Source organism: Streptomyces sp. RK9, from assembly GCF_045070545.1.
Lineage (GTDB): Bacteria > Actinomycetota > Actinomycetes > Streptomycetales > Streptomycetaceae > Streptomyces > Streptomyces alboflavus.
This window is the reverse complement of the sequence record NZ_CP173704.1, coordinates 3427858-3441231: the sequence shown is the minus strand read 5'-3', so window position 1 is coordinate 3441231 and position 13374 is coordinate 3427858. Positions and strand designations below refer to the sequence as shown.

General features: G+C 74.2%; 15 protein-coding genes. 9 read left to right on the top strand and 6 right to left on the bottom strand.

The genetic code is table 11. From position 1 onward, the window contains the following. Positions 1-49 precede the first annotated feature (49 nt). Positions 50-1354: a sensor histidine kinase gene (locus AB6L24_RS35210; RefSeq protein ID WP_405662220.1), complete on the top strand. Its 1305-nt coding sequence runs from the start codon at positions 50-52 to the stop codon at positions 1352-1354. A gap of 64 nt (positions 1355-1418) precedes the next feature. Here the strand turns inward: AB6L24_RS35210 and AB6L24_RS35205 are convergent, their stop codons facing one another. Next, a complete protein-coding gene (locus AB6L24_RS35205; protein ID WP_405662218.1) occupies positions 1419-2093 on the bottom strand; it encodes a response regulator in 675 nt (224 codons plus the stop codon). A gap of 162 nt (positions 2094-2255) precedes the next feature. Between AB6L24_RS35205 and AB6L24_RS35200 the strand changes: the two genes are divergently transcribed. Continuing rightward, complete coding sequence (locus AB6L24_RS35200; protein ID WP_405662216.1) at positions 2256-2564, top strand: hypothetical protein; 309 nt, start codon at positions 2256-2258, stop codon at positions 2562-2564. A gap of 69 nt (positions 2565-2633) precedes the next feature. Here the strand turns inward: AB6L24_RS35200 and AB6L24_RS35195 are convergent, their stop codons facing one another. Then, on the bottom strand, positions 2634-3557 hold the full coding sequence (locus AB6L24_RS35195; protein WP_405662214.1) for an LLM class F420-dependent oxidoreductase: 924 nt from the start codon (positions 3555-3557) through the stop codon (positions 2634-2636). Positions 3558-3822: 265 nt separating this feature from the next. Here AB6L24_RS35195 and AB6L24_RS35190 point away from each other — a divergent pair, with 265 nt between their 5' ends. Then, positions 3823-4050: a hypothetical protein gene (locus AB6L24_RS35190; protein WP_380860653.1), complete on the top strand. Its 228-nt coding sequence runs from the start codon at positions 3823-3825 to the stop codon at positions 4048-4050. Between the two features lie 197 nt (positions 4051-4247). Here AB6L24_RS35190 and AB6L24_RS35185 read toward each other — a convergent pair whose 3' ends face one another. The 4 genes from AB6L24_RS35185 to AB6L24_RS35170 form a co-directional block, all read right to left on the bottom strand. Next, the gene (locus tag AB6L24_RS35185; protein WP_380860656.1) at positions 4248-4769 is read right to left on the bottom strand and encodes a DUF6099 family protein; all 522 of its coding nucleotides are present in this window, start codon (positions 4767-4769) and stop codon (positions 4248-4250) included. A gap of 257 nt (positions 4770-5026) precedes the next feature. Continuing rightward, positions 5027-5350 (bottom strand): nucleotide pyrophosphohydrolase, encoded by a 324-nt coding sequence (locus AB6L24_RS35180; RefSeq protein WP_030357267.1) that lies wholly within the window; start codon positions 5348-5350, stop codon positions 5027-5029. Positions 5351-5362: 12 nt separating this feature from the next. After that, a complete protein-coding gene (locus AB6L24_RS35175) occupies positions 5363-6604 on the bottom strand; it encodes an ATP-binding protein (RefSeq protein WP_405662210.1) in 1242 nt (413 codons plus the stop codon). Between the two features lie 160 nt (positions 6605-6764). Next, a complete protein-coding gene (locus AB6L24_RS35170) occupies positions 6765-7148 on the bottom strand; it encodes a cell division protein SepF (protein WP_030357269.1) in 384 nt (127 codons plus the stop codon). Between the two features lie 196 nt (positions 7149-7344). Between AB6L24_RS35170 and AB6L24_RS35165 the strand changes: the two genes are divergently transcribed. The 6 genes from AB6L24_RS35165 (at position 7345) to AB6L24_RS35140 (ending at position 13273) form a co-directional block, all read left to right on the top strand. Continuing rightward, complete coding sequence (locus AB6L24_RS35165) at positions 7345-7641, top strand: hypothetical protein (protein WP_405662207.1); 297 nt, start codon at positions 7345-7347, stop codon at positions 7639-7641. Positions 7642-7739: 98 nt separating this feature from the next. After that, positions 7740-10097, top strand: a complete 2358-nt coding sequence (locus AB6L24_RS35160) for a heavy metal translocating P-type ATPase (RefSeq protein ID WP_405663547.1) — start codon at positions 7740-7742, stop codon at positions 10095-10097. After that, the gene (locus AB6L24_RS35155; RefSeq protein WP_405662205.1) at positions 10094-10648 is read left to right on the top strand and encodes a copper chaperone PCu(A)C; all 555 of its coding nucleotides are present in this window, start codon (positions 10094-10096) and stop codon (positions 10646-10648) included. The genes AB6L24_RS35160 and AB6L24_RS35155 overlap by 4 nt, the downstream gene beginning before the upstream one ends. 150 nt (positions 10649-10798) lie before the next feature. Next, the gene (locus AB6L24_RS35150) at positions 10799-11437 is read left to right on the top strand and encodes a metal ABC transporter ATP-binding protein (protein ID WP_405662203.1); all 639 of its coding nucleotides are present in this window, start codon (positions 10799-10801) and stop codon (positions 11435-11437) included. 196 nt (positions 11438-11633) lie between these two features. Further along, entirely contained in the window at positions 11634-12518 is an 885-nt protein-coding gene (locus tag AB6L24_RS35145) for a metal ABC transporter permease (protein WP_405662201.1), read from the top strand. Beyond that, positions 12461-13273 carry a metal ABC transporter solute-binding protein, Zn/Mn family gene (locus AB6L24_RS35140; RefSeq protein ID WP_405662198.1) on the top strand — a complete coding sequence of 271 codons (813 nt, stop codon included), beginning with the start codon at positions 12461-12463 and terminating at the stop codon, positions 13271-13273. Before AB6L24_RS35145 ends, AB6L24_RS35140 begins: the two co-directional genes overlap by 58 nt. Positions 13274-13374 lie beyond the last annotated feature (101 nt).

The window sequence follows — 13374 nt, the reverse complement described above, 5'->3', positions numbered from 1 at the left end:
GGTCATTCGGCCGACACGCGCCTCCGCTTGTGCTCCTACGCTGATCGGCGTGGACTGGAAACTCCCCCTCAACCCGGCCGCCGACGGCAGGCTCCTCAGGATCAGCAGCCTGACCGCGTTCACGCTGATCCTGGTCGGGGACTTCGCCGCCGCGCGCATCGCCGACCCCGATCCGCTCCAGGCGCCGACGGCCTGGCTGCCCGTGGTCGTCACCGGTCCGCTGATCGGCTTCGCCGTCCTCGGCCTGCCGCGCTCGTTCGCCCTCGGCCGCCGCGTCGTCGGCGCCGTGGCGATCTCCCTCGCCCTGACCGTGTGGACCCTGGTCGACTCCGCCGACCTGCAGTGGTGGGGCGCCCTGGAGACCTGCGGGCTGCTCTTCCTCACCATCCGCACCACGGCCCACGCCTGGCGTCCGGCGCGCGCGATCGCGGCCACCGTCGCCCTGTGCGTCGCCGTCCTGATGCTGCCGGTGCGCAGCGGCTCCTGGTCGGCCTTCGTCGCGGGCGGCTACATCCTGACCGTGGCCCTCGCCATCTGCGTCGCCACCGGCTGCGCCCTGCGCGCCATGGAACTGCGCAGGGAACGGGCCGTGCACGACGTGCGCCAGGCGGAGCGCCTCGCCCTCGCCCGGGACCTGCACGACCTGATCGCCCATCACATGACGGGCATCATCGTCCAGGCCAACGCCGCCGTGACCATCCAGGGCACCGCCCCCGACCAGGTGGATCCGCTGCTGCGCAACATCGCCCGGTCCGGCACGGAGACGCTGGAGTCGATGCGCCGCCTGGTGGGCGTCCTGCGGGAGGACAACCACGCGGCGCTGCGCCCCGGCGACCTCCTCACCGAACTGGCCGACCTCGTCTCCGCGCACTGCGCCCACACCACCGCAGACACCGCCGACACTCCCGACGCCACTGACGCCACTGACGCCACTGACGCCACTGACGCCCCCGACGCCCTCGACGCCGACGCGTCCGCCCGGCTCGACGTCACGGCGGCCGCCCGCACCGCCCGCCTCAGCCCCGAGGTCGAGATCTCCGTGCAGCGCCTGGTCCAGGAAGCCCTCACCAACGTCCGCAGACACGCCCCCGGCGCCCGCGCCACGGTCCGCCTGGACGCGGACCCCGGCTGGCTACGGGTGACGGTCACCAACACCGCGGCCCCGCACCGGGCCACCACCCCGGCGGGCGGACGCGGCGGCTTCGGCCTGCTCGGCCTTCGCGAACGCGTCGAGGCCCTGGACGGGACGCTGCGCACCGGCGCGCTCCCTCACGGCGGCTGGCAGGTCGAGGCCGCCTTCCCCCTGGCGACGTCCGCCGCCGACGCCCTCCAGGGCCAGGGGCCGGGGCGCTGAGGGGGGACGGGAGCCACCGAGGGCCGGGGCCTCCGAGGGGACGAGGGCGCCGAGGTGCCCGGAGTCAGCGCGCCGGGTGTGCCACTCCGTGCTCCCAGGCCCACGCCGCGACCTCCACCCGGTTGCGGGCCGCGAGCTTCGCCTGGATCCGCGCCAGATATGTCTTCACCGTCGACAGGGACAGGAACAGCTCGTCGCAGATCTCCTGATTCGTACGCCCCACCGCGACCAGACGCACGATGTCCAGCTCCCGCTCGCTGAGGCCGGCGGCGCCCGCGTTGCCGGACACCGGGTCCCGCTCCGACTGCTCAAGTCGCCGCAGCAGACGCACCGTCACCGCCGGTGACACCAGGGCGTCCCCGCGGGAAGCGGCCTGCACCGCCTCCACGAGCAGCCCCGGCGAGGCGTCCTTCAACAGGAACCCGCACGCCCCGTTCCGCAGCCCGGTCCGCACGTAGTCGTCCTGGTCGAACGTGGTGATCAGCACGACGTTCAGCGGCTCCGCCACGCCAGGCCCCGCCAACTGCCGCACCACTTCGAGGCCGTCGAGGCGCGGCATGCGGATGTCGGCGAGCACCACGTCCGGGCGCAGCCTGCGCGCCATGTCGATGCACTCCACGCCGTCGGCCGCCGCACCGACCACGGTGATGCCCGGCTGCGCCCCCAGGATCAGGCTGAACCCGGTCCGCACCAGCTCCTGATCGTCGGCGATCACCACATCGATCCGTGTCTCGGCCACCGTCCGTTCCTACCACAGCGATCCATGCCGTCGGACCCGGCGGCCGCCCCCACCCCGGCCTCGGCGGGCCCGGGCCCCGACCGTAGGATTGATCATGAGCACGCCTCGCCGTGTTCGCAAACGTACTGTTCGCCCGACAGGGCACCTCTGGGGGAGACTTCCTTGAAGCTCACTGTGTCGCGCCGCGCCGTGACCACGTCCATCGCGGCCGCGTTCCTCGTCGGCGGCCTCGCCACCGCCGCACCCGCCTCCGCCGCCGGCAGCGGCAACTACGCCTGCGGCAACTGGAAGATGAAGGTCAACACCTGGTCCGCCTCCTGCAAGGTGAAGAGTGGCCAGGCCCGCGCCGTCACCGACTGCAGCAACGGCAAGACCATCTACGGCAAGTGGGTGGGCCGTGGCCAGTGGCGCTTCGGCGGCGACTGCGGCAAGTACTTCATCGTCGCCCACACCACCCAGGGCCGTGGCTAGCAGCACCGGGCGGTAGCCGACACCGGCTGACGCGGGGCCCGTCGAGTCATCGGCGGGCCCCGTCGCACGTCACGACAGTTGCGACTGCACCTGCGCCGAGATCAGCTCCAGGTGGTCCAGGTCGGACAGGTCGAGGCACTGGAGGTAGACGCGGCTCGCGCCGATCTCCGCGTACCGGCCGATCTTGTCGACGACCTCGGCGGGCGAACCCGCGAGCCCGTTGGCCTTCAGCTCCTCCACCTCACGCCCGATGACGGCCGCACGCCGTGCCACCTCGGCGTCGTCCTTGCCCACGCACGCCACCAGGGCGTTGGAGTACACCAGGTCGTCGGCCTTGCGCCCGACCTCCTCGGCGGCGGCCCGCACCCGGCCGAACTGCCGCTCGCTGTCCTCCACCGAGGCGAACGGAATGTTGAACTCGTCCGCGTACCGCGCGGCGAGGCGCGGCGTGCGCTTCGCGCCGTGACCGCCGATCAGGACCGGCACCTTGGACTGCGCGGGCTTGGGCAGCGCGGGCGAGTCGGTCAGCTGGTAGTGCGTTCCCTCGTACGAGAACGTGTCGCCCGGTGCCGTCCCCCACAGGCCGGTGACGATCGCGAGCTGCTCCTCCAGGCGCGCGAACTTCTCTTTCGGGAACGGGATTCCGTACGCCTTGTGCTCCTCCTCGAACCAGCCCGCGCCCAGACCCAGCTCGACCCGGCCGCCCGACATCTGGTCGACCTGTGCCACCTGGATGGCGAGCACGCCCGGCAGCCGGAACGTCCCCGCCGTCATCAGCGTGCCGAGCCGGATGCGCCTGGTCTCCCGGGCGAGCCCGGCCAGCGTGATCCACGCGTCCGTGGGTCCGGGCATGCCGTCGACGGATCCCATCCGCAGATAGTGGTCCGAGCGGAAGAACGCGTCGAAGCCGAGGTCCTCGGTCGCCTTGGCGACGGCGAGCAGCGTGTCGTAGGTGGCCCCCTGCTGGGGCTCGGTGAAGATGCGAAGATCCATACCTCCATCCTGCACGGTCGAACGCCCGTCAACCTCCCCTGTCCCACCGGTCCACCGCCGCCCCGGTCGGGTGAAATCCGTCAACCCCGCGACCGGGGCGGGCCCGCCGCAGTGACCGTGCCGCACAGGTGATCGTTGGCTCGGCGGAGCCGGACCGCCCGGCACCCGCGCCGGCGGTCGCTGCCGACGCGTCCCCCGCACCAACTGCCTTGCCCGTCCGGGGCGCGCCCCCGGCACCGGCGGGGCGCGGGCCGAGGAGGCCGTCATGTCCCAGGAAGCCGTGCCCGAGCAGGCGCACGACCCGCTCGCGCCGGAGCAGCCCCGCGACGAGGTGGTGCCGGAGCAGGCTCGCGCGCAGGCACCGGCCGGGCAGCAGGGTGCGCCCAAGGGCCTGCTGCAGCAGATGGAGGAGCTCATGGCCGCGCTCAACGCGGATCTGACCCAACTGGACGCCGACCTCCAGCGGCCCCCTGCCGGGGAGGAGCAGGTCTGACGGGCGCCGTCGCCGCACCGGACGACCCCGGCCGCCGCGTCCCTCCCCGGCCGGCCGGGGCCCGCCGCTGACCGGATCGCCGCCGGGGCCTGCCCGGCCGGGGCACCGTCCGCCTCGTCGCACCGCCGATCGCGCTGCGCGCTCGTCCTCAATCGCCGGACGGGCTCATACATACCGGCCGACGCCAAGTCCCGCCCTCAGCACGAGGGCGACTTCCCCTCCGGCACCCTGTCCCCCCTCCCCCGGTCCAAGGCGCCCCCGCCGGACACCGCGTTGCGTTCGCGGGCCGCGAGTCTGCGGAGCATTTCGAGGACGCGGTCGCGGGACTCGTCGGCGGCGTCGATGGCTTCCATGCACTGCCAGTACACCCCCTCGTCCTCGGCGCCCATGGCCACCGTGACCAGGGCGATGCCGACTTCGCCGAGGAGGGCGCCGAGGCCGAGGAGGGTGTCGTGGGCGTCTCCTATCTCCGTCAGGCCCGCCGCGCGTATCTCCTGGGTCCCGGACTGGCGGGGGTCGAGGACGGCGCAGCCTCTGCCGCTGAGCTCGCTCAGGCCCAGCGCCTCGCCGCGTAACTCCGGTGGACCCGCGACCGCGAGGCGGCTGCCGATCGCCTGTGCCAGGGCCTGGGACTGCCACACCTCCGCCACGATCGCTGCGGACTCCTGGCTCCGCGCCAGGGCGCACCTGCTCGCCTCGATGAGCCGCATCGCATCCATGCGCCGTCCCCATTCATCGCGCGCCCACTCACAGCACGTACATCCGAACTCCCTTATCCACTACCCACAGTGAGCGCCTTCAGGACGAAAAGCCAGAGGAAGCCTGAAATCTGTGGACAAAAAATCGACTGTGGACAATGCATCCACTCCGGAGAGTGACGATGAGGTGTCTTTGGGGGGCTTTCGGCATGTCCAACGGGCGGTGACAGCCGGGGATCACGGGGCGGATGGGCCCAGCTCCCCGGCGCACGCGGGCGCTACGGCGCCGGGAAGCGGTGTTCGTTCCGCTCGATCTTCGCCGCGAGCGCCTGGAGCGGGTCGATGCCGAGCACTTCGCAGAACTGGAGGAGATAGGCGAGGACGTCGGCGACCTCGTCCGTGACGCGGTGCGCCGAATCCGGGTCGGCCATCACCCGCGCCGACTCCTCCGGCGTCAGCCACTGGAAGATCTCCACGAGTTCGGAGGCCTCCACGCTGAGCGCGGCGGCCAGGTTCTTGGGCGTGTGGTAGGGCTCCCAGTGCCGCGCGGCCGCGAACTCGGCCAGCCTGCGCTGCAGTCCCGCTACGTCTTGGTCGGTCACGGCTCAAGTCAACTACATTCCGGGCGTCCGCGATCTCGGCACCCGCGCGCGGCGGGCGACCGGTGCGCCTTCGGCACCCCCGTCCCCGGCCCGCCCCAGGTCCACCACCGTCACCCCGTCCGCCGTCGCGGCCCAGGTCGCGTCGGCCACGGCGCCGATCAGGCGCAGGTGGCCGCGGGCGCACATGCGGGCGGCGAGGTCCGCGAGGGCCCGCTTCTGGCGCTGGTCCAGGCAGCGGTCGAAGCCGTCGGCGAGGACGGTGAGGCTCTGGTAGGCCTCGGGGACCTCCGCCACCGGGTCGACCTCCAGGACGCGCGGTCCCGTGAGCAGCACCAGGGCGAGGGCGAGATAGCGCAGTTCGCCGTCGCCGAGCCGCCCGACGCAGGTGCGCACGCCGTCGCCGCGGTCGAGCAGGGCCCGCAGCTCGCCGTCGCGGGTCTCCTCGGCGAGGACGTCGGCGACCGGTCCCGCGCAGCCGGAGCGCAGCGCCGCCACGAGCTGGGCGTGCCGGTTGCCGCACTCGGAGCGGGTGCGCCACAGGACCTCGGCGAGGTTGTCGCAGCCGCCGAGCAGCCGTCCCGCGCCGACGAGTCCGGGCGGCACGGGTGCGCGCATGCGGCCGGGCCGCGGATCGCAGGTGAACACCGAGCGCAGCGCCACGACGACCTGTTCGGCGGCGGCGAGCACCAGGCGCTGGCCGTCGGTCTTGCCCGCGACGCGCAGCGGGAGCAGGGCCGTGCCGAGCCGGTCGTCGGGCAGCGGCGCGCGGGTCACGGGCGCGGCGCCCGCGGTGTGCCAGGCGGCCTGGACGGCGCGGCGGCCGGGGTCGCGCAGCGCGGTCTCCAGGAGGGTGAGCCCGTCGCGCGTCAACCGCTCGCCGGCGATGCGTAGTTCCGGCTCGGCCTGCACGGCGACGTCGAGCCGGACGGGTCCGGCGGGGCCGTCGACCGTACAGCCGATGCGGAAGCCGCGCCGGGCCTGGCCGTCGCCGCGCGCCCGCTCGGGCACGCAGCGGGTGGGTTCGGGGAAGACGTCGATCAGCTCGACCCCGGCGCCGAGCAGCGCGAGCGCCTCGTACGCCCGCAGCGCGCTCGTCTTGCCGCTGCCGCTGGGGCCCGCGAAGAGCGTGAGCGGGCCGAGCGGGAACGCGGCGCCGCGGTGGCCCGCGAAGGCGGAGAGGCGCAGTTCGGTGACGCGTGGCTTGGCCCGGGCCGTCGGATCCTGCGCGAGCGCCCGGCGGGAGTGCACAGTCATGAACGGAAGCTACGGGCCGGTGGACAAGCCGAACCGTTTTGCCCAAGCGACCTTCGCACGATCGAGGGATCGGCGGCCGAAGCACCACGTGGGGCGGCGAGTTGGGCTAGATCACCGACGGAGCTCGCCCCGCGCGCCCTCCCGCCGGACACCGCTGCGGCTAGATGCCGGTCGCCGCCTCCACCAGGCCCTGCACCTCCGTGTCCGCCGGGGACAGCAGGAAGACGTTCTTCTCCACGCGGTGCATCCCGCAGCCGAGTCCGAAGACCACGCCGCTGCTGAAGTCGAGGACCCGCTTGGCGACTTCGGTCTCGGCGCCGGACAGGTCGAGCAGGACGGGGGTCTGCGCCATGAGGTGCTCGGCGACCTCACGGGCGTCCGCGAAGATGTTCACACGTGTCACGATGAAACGGCGGCGCGCTTCCGTCTCGGCGTCGGGCAGCGCCCGGTGTCCCGGCCACGACGGCCATTCGTTGCGGCCGCGCAGCGGTACGACCTGGGCGAGCCCTTCCCACTGTTCGTCGGTGGCTTCGTGGCTGGTCACAGAGCAACCCCGTCCTGGCTCGTCCTCAACGTCTGCACCAGGCAATTCTTGCGCAAGTCACCCGTTCGGCCCAACTGCGACACGTCCGCATGGCACGTCTCACACCTTCCGGGAACCCACCGGCGGCGGCGCGCGACCACCTGTCCGGTGCCGGGCGTCCGCTGCCCGCGCCGCCGGATCAGCCACGGGAGCGTCGATGGCAGACGAGCGTTCGTCCCTTTCGGGTACGTCGCCGAGTTCGCGTACGTCAAGCAGCGCACGCACGCCGGGTGCGTCCGGGGTGTGGCGGCCGCCACCCGCGCTCCTGGGGTTCCTCGTCCTGCTCGTCGTCGTCTTCGCCGTCGCGTACCAAGTCGGCTCGTCCGTGGGGCCGGTGGCGCCGGGGATGCGGTCGTCGACGCCGGACGGCGGTGCGGGCGGCGACAAGGACGGCGGCTCCGGCGGCGGTTCGGGCGGGGGCCACGGCGGCGGGCACGGGGGCCACGGCCAGTGACCCCCGATCCCACGGCCGCCGCCACCGAAGCCCCCGAGGCTCCCGAGACCTCAGAAACCCCAGAGGCCACCGTCACCACCGACCTGATCGTCGGCGGGATGACCTGTGCCGCCTGTGTGAACCGCGTCGAGAAGAAGCTCGGCAAGCTGGCGGGCGTCAGCGCGACCGTGAACCTCGCCACCGGCCGGGCCCGGGTGCGCCACCCCGTCGGCACCGGCACGGACGAGCTCGTCGCCGTCGTCGTACGCGCCGGGTACACCGCCGAGCCGCCCCCGCCGCCCGCACCGCCCACGGCGTCGTCGTCGGGGGCGCCGGGGGCGGCGGAACCCGCTGCGCCGGGCGCCGACGAGGCGCGGGCCGAGCGGCAGCGGCTGCTGGTCACCGCGCTGCTCTCGCTGCCCGTGCTCGTCCTCTCCATGGTGCCCGCCTGGCAGTTCCGCAACTGGCAGTGGCTGTGCTTCATGCTGACGGCGCCGGTCGCGGTGTGGGGCGCGTGGCCCTTCCACCTGCGGGCGGTACGCGGCCTGCGGCACGGCGCCGCGACCATGGACACCCTGGTGTCGCTCGGCGTCGCGGCGTCCTTCTCCTGGTCGGCGTACGCGCTGTTCCTCGGCGGGGCGGGCGAGCCGGGGATGCGGATGCCGTTCGAGGTGCTTCCGTCGGCGGGCGGGGGCGCGCACGTGTATCTGGAGGCGGCCGTCGGCGTGCCGCTCTCGGTGCTCGCGGGGCGCTTCCTGGAGGCGCGGGCGCGGCACGGCACCGGGGCGGCGCTGCGGTCGCTGGCGTCGCTCGCCGTCAAGGACGTCGCGGTACGGGACCCGGGCGGCGGTGAACGACGGGTGCCCACCGGGGAGTTGCTGGTGGGTCAGGAGTTCGTCGTACGGCCCGGGGAGCGGGTGGCCACCGACGGTGTGGTGGTGTCCGGGCACTCCGCGCTCGACCTGTCCCTCGTGACCGGTGAGAGCGAGCCGGTGGAGGTCGGGCCCGGGCAGGACGTCGTCGGGGCCGCCGTCAACGAGAGCGGGCTGCTCGTCGTGCGGGCCACGGCCGTGGGTTCCGACACCCGACTCGCCCGCATCACCACGATGGTGACGGAGGCCCAGGCCGGGAAGGCCCGCGCCCAGCGCCTCGCGGACGCCGCGGCGGCCGTCTTCGTCCCCGTCGTCCTCACCCTCGCCGTGACCGTCCTCGGGTTCTGGCTCGGCGCCGGGGCCGACCCACAGGCCGCCGTCACCGCGTCCGTGGCCGTCCTCGTCGTCGCCTGCCCCTGCGCCCTGGGCCTCGCCACGCCCACCGCGCTGCTCGCCGCCACCGGACGCGGCGCCCAGCTCGGCGTCCTCGTCGGCGGACCGCGCGCCCTGGAGACGCTGCGCCACGTCGACACCGTCGTCCTCGACAAGACCGGCACGCTGACGACGGGGCACATGACCGTCACCCAGGTCACCGCCGCGCCGGACGGCCCGGGCCGGGACGCGGCGCTGCGGCTCGCGGGGGCGGTGGAGCGGGGTTCGGAGCATCCGCTGGGGCGCGCGATCACGTCGTACGCCCGACAGGAGCTCGGCGAGGGGGAGTTGCCCGAGGTCACGGAGTTCCTGGCGCGGCCCGGGTGGGGTGTGCGCGGGGTCGTGGAGGGGCGGGTGGTGGAGGTGTGCTCGCCGGGGGCGGAGGCGGGGCCGGAAGGGGCGCCCGACGACGGGGGCCACGCCCTCCCCGACGTCCTCGCCCGTGCGCTCGCCGACGCCGAGGCCGCCGCGCGGACCGTGGTCCTGGTGCGGGTGGACGGGGTCGTCGCGGCCGTCGTGGCCGTGGGGGACGTGCTGCGGGCCGGGAGCTACCGCGCGGTGGACCGGCTGCGGCGGCTCGGCGTGGAGCCGGTCCTCGCCACCGGGGACCGGACGGCGACCGCGCACGCCGTGGCCGCCGAGCTGGGGATCCGCGAAGTGCACGCGCGCTGCACGCCCGAGGACAAGGCGGACCTGGTCGGGCGGCTGCGGGCGGAGGGCCAGCGGGTCGCGGTGCTCGGCGACGGCGTGAACGACGCGGCCGCCCTCGCCCGCGCGGACCTCGGCATCGCCATGGGCTGCGGCACCGACGCCGCGATCGGCGCGGCCGACGTGACGCTGGCCGCCGGAGACATCGGGGCCGCGGCCGTCGCGGTGCGGCTCGCCCGGCGCACCCTCGCCACCATCCGCGCCAACCTGGTCTGGGCGTTCGGCTACAACGCCCTCGCCGTACCGCTCGCCGCCGTCGGCCGTCTCGGCCCGATGACGGCGGCCCTCGCGATGTCGGCGAGCTCCCTGCTCGTGGTCGCGAACAGCCTGCGGCTGCGTACGTGGGAGCCGGTGCCGCGGAGTGCCGCGCGGGAGGCCGCGGGGCGGGAGCGGGCAGGGCGAGAACGGTCCGGGCGCGAGCAGGGCGGACCTCGGCGGGCCGCTCGGAAGAGGAGCTTCCAGTGAAGGCCCGTACGAGTGCCGGGCCGAGTGCCCCGCAGCGGGACGCCGACGCCCCCGGCCGCACCGGCGAGGCGTACGCGCGCCTGCGCTCCGCACTCGCCGGGGTCCTCGCCCCCGTGCTCGCCTGCGCGCTCGCCCTGTGCGGGCTCTCCGCGTGGGTCGCCGTCGGGGCGGCGGGCAGCCCCGCGCGCGTGACCGTCGACGAGGGGCGGGTGTTCCTGCCGTACGGCGGCAAGGAGGAGACCGCGGCGTTCTTCCGGATCACCAACACCGGTGGGTCCGGCGACACGTTGCTGTCCGTCCGCTCGCCCGCGGCCACCGACGTCATGCTCAGCCGGACCGTGGAGCGGCCGGGGAACGTCGAGTCGATGCGGATGGTGGACTCGGCGGCCGTGCCCGCGCGGTCCGTCGTGCGGATGACACCCGAGGGCCTGGACGTGATGCTGCGGCCCACCGGGGCGCTGCGGCTCGGTGACCGGGTGCCCTTCGTGCTGCGCTTCCGGCACGGCGGGGAGGTGACGGTGCGGGCCGTGGTGGTCAGGCCCGGCAGTTGAGCCCCCGCGGATCCGCCGCCCGCGTACGGGAACTCCCCGGCCCGTCCGTCCGACTACTGCCCCGGGACGGCGGCCGGGACGGGCCGAGGCAGGCCTGTACGGGCCGGAACAGGCAGAGGACCGGGGCCGGGAGAGGGGCGCGGGCGACCGATGGGTGGTCTGGACATACGCATGCGGGGTGTGACCTGCGGGCATGGGCGCGTGGTCGCCGTCGACGACGTGCATCTGGAGGTCGCCGCCGGGGAACGCGTGGCGCTCACCGGGACGAACGGGTCCGGCAAGTCCACGCTGCTGCGGGCCGTCCTCGGGCTGCACCGGCCCGCGGCGGGCAGCATTCTCGTCGGTGGCCGCGGTACCGCTTCCGCGGCGGACCGGGGGTGGCGGCGGCGGGCCTGTGCCTGGGTGCCGCAGAAGCCCGCGGCCGGGCGGTTCCCGCTGCTCGCGGGTGAGTTGCTGGACTCCGGTGGGGCGCCCGACGAGGCCGCGGAGGCGGCTCGGGCGCTGGGGGTGGGCGCGTTGCGGCGGCAGCCTCTGGACACGTTGTCCGGGGGGCAGTTGCAGCGGATGTATCTGGCCCGTGCCCTCGGGTGTGTGGCCGCCGGGGCGGGGGTGCTGCTCGCCGACGAGCCCACTGCCGCGTTGGACTTCGCGGGGCAGGAGGAGGCTGCCGAGGCGCTCATGGCTCTGCCCGTCACGCTCGTTGTCGTCACGCATGACCGGGCGCTTGCCGAGCGGTGTGACCGGGTGCTCGACATGGCGGCGGGGCGGCTGCGGGAGGTGGGGCGATGAGGCCTTGCCGGGGGCTCCCCAGTCCCGCCCCTTCCCGAAACCGGGGCTCCGCCCCTGGACCCCGACGTAGGTGTCCCGTGGCGGGTGGGACAGTCCTCCGCCGAATTGGCGCTTCGCGCCTCGTCCTCAAGCGCCGGACGGGCTGTATCAGCATCGGCCCGGTCAGCTGTGTCAACGGAGTCCCGGAGGTGCGGCCATGACCGTTCTCGCCACCGCCGACATCGGGCTGATGCTCGAACTCGTGCCGGTGCAGCGGGCCGGGTTCGCGCTGCTGCTCGCCGCCGTCGGGCTGCCCATCGTCGGGGTCGTGATCGTCGGGCTCGACATCATGCCGGTGCGGTTCGCGATGATGCATGTCGCGTTGCTCGGGATCGCCGTGGGGCTGCTCACGGGGCTCGACCCGATGCTGTGCGCGCTGGTGGCGTGCGCGCTCGCGGGGGCGGGGGTCGCGCCGCTGGCCAGGACGCCGGCCGGGTTGTCCGGGGCCATGGGGCTCCTGATGAGCATGGCCATCGCGGCGGCGCTGCTCGTGCTCTCCGTGTCCGGGGTCAACGCCTCCGGCGCGTTCGCGCTGCTGTGGGGGTCGATCCTGTCCGTCGGCAGCGCGGACATCGTCGTGGTCGGGGTGCTCGCCGTCGTCGTACCGGCGCTGTTCTGGTGGCGGCGCCGCGACCTCGCGCTGCTCCTGTACGACCGTGAGCTCGCCCAGTGCTCCGGCGTGCGCGTCGGACCGCTCACCGTCGTCCTGCTCGTCCTCGTCGCCGTCGCCGTGGCGGGCGCGATCAAGCTGACCGGGGCGCTGCTCGTGGACGCCCTCACCCTCCTGCCCGCCCTCGCCGCACGCCGTCTCGGCAAGCGGCTCACCACCATCGCGCTGTGGGCCGTGGCCATCGGCCTCGCCGTCAACGTCACGGGCTTCCTCATCGCCCTCTGGCTGGACTGGCCGCCAGGGCCCGTCCTCGTCCTGACCGCGGGGGCCGTCGTCCTCGCCGTCCACCTCATTCCCGAACGGAGCATCACCTCATGGCGCGCACCGGCGTCCGCATCCCCCACACCCGCACGTCCGCCCTCCTCGCGCTGAGCGCCGTCCTCGCCGTGACGGCCGCGGGCTGCGGCGACGACTCGTCCGACGGCGGCTCGGACAGCAAGAAGGACGGTCCCGTCGTGGTCGCCACCACCACCTGGGAGGGCGCCTTCGCCAAGGCCGCGGGCGCCAAGAACGTCACGGTCCTGGTCCCCTCGTCCACCCAGCACGCCCCCGACTACGACCCGAAGCCCTCCGACCTCGCCACCGTCGCGAAGGCCGACTTCGTGCTGTACGCGCCCTTCGAGCCGTACGCCGGGAAGATCAAGGACGCCGCCGGTTCCAAGGCCGAGCTGGTCAAGGTGAACCTCGACAACGACGCCGCCAAGGTGCGCGGCGAGGTCACCCGGCTCGGCGGGCTCTTCGGCACCAAGGCCGCCGCGGCGAGCTGGACCAAGACCTTCGACCGCGAGTACGCCGCGCTCGCCAAGGACCTCAAGGCCGCCTGGCCCGGCGGCACGAGCCCCGCCGTCGTCAGCCAGGTGTTCACCACGTGGTCGGCCCGCATGGCGGGCGCGCGGACCGTCGGCACGTACGGTCCTGAGGCGGTCACCGCGGGGCAGCTCGCCGAGCTCTCCGCGAAGAAGCCCGCGTTCGTCCTCGACAACGCCCACATGTCCACGGGGAAGGTCCTCCCCGACTCCGGCGCCGCCCAGGTGAAGATCGTCAACTACCCCGGCGAGGACCTGGACCTGCTGCCGGTCTACCGGGACGCGGCCGCGGAGTTGAAGAAGGCGATGAAGAAGAAGTGACGTCAGGGGCGGCTCGCGGGCGCGGGGTGGCGTCGGCGAGAAGCCGGGCGCGCCGGGCGTAGCGACAGCGGGGGGGGGGGGGGGGGGGGGTGTTCCTCCCC

Bases quoted from the DNA above. Each gene is read 5' to 3' on its own strand.
- AB6L24_RS35165 (WP_405662207.1), top strand. From the start codon at position 7,345: ATGGCAGACGAGCGTTCGTCCCTTTCGGGTACGTCGCCGAGTTCGCGT.
- AB6L24_RS35145 (WP_405662201.1), top strand. From the start codon at position 11,634: ATGACCGTTCTCGCCACCGCCGACATCGGGCTGATGCTCGAACTCGTG.
- AB6L24_RS35175 (WP_405662210.1), bottom strand. From the start codon at position 6,604: ATGACTGTGCACTCCCGCCGGGCGCTCGCGCAGGATCCGACGGCCCGG.
- AB6L24_RS35185 (WP_380860656.1), bottom strand. From the start codon at position 4,769: ATGGATGCGATGCGGCTCATCGAGGCGAGCAGGTGCGCCCTGGCGCGG.
- AB6L24_RS35140 (WP_405662198.1), top strand. From the start codon at position 12,461: ATGGCGCGCACCGGCGTCCGCATCCCCCACACCCGCACGTCCGCCCTC.
- AB6L24_RS35195 (WP_405662214.1), bottom strand. From the start codon at position 3,557: ATGGATCTTCGCATCTTCACCGAGCCCCAGCAGGGGGCCACCTACGAC.
- AB6L24_RS35160 (WP_405663547.1), top strand. From the start codon at position 7,740: ATGACCTGTGCCGCCTGTGTGAACCGCGTCGAGAAGAAGCTCGGCAAG.
- AB6L24_RS35190 (WP_380860653.1), top strand. From the start codon at position 3,823: ATGTCCCAGGAAGCCGTGCCCGAGCAGGCGCACGACCCGCTCGCGCCG.
- AB6L24_RS35150 (WP_405662203.1), top strand. From the start codon at position 10,799: ATGGGTGGTCTGGACATACGCATGCGGGGTGTGACCTGCGGGCATGGG.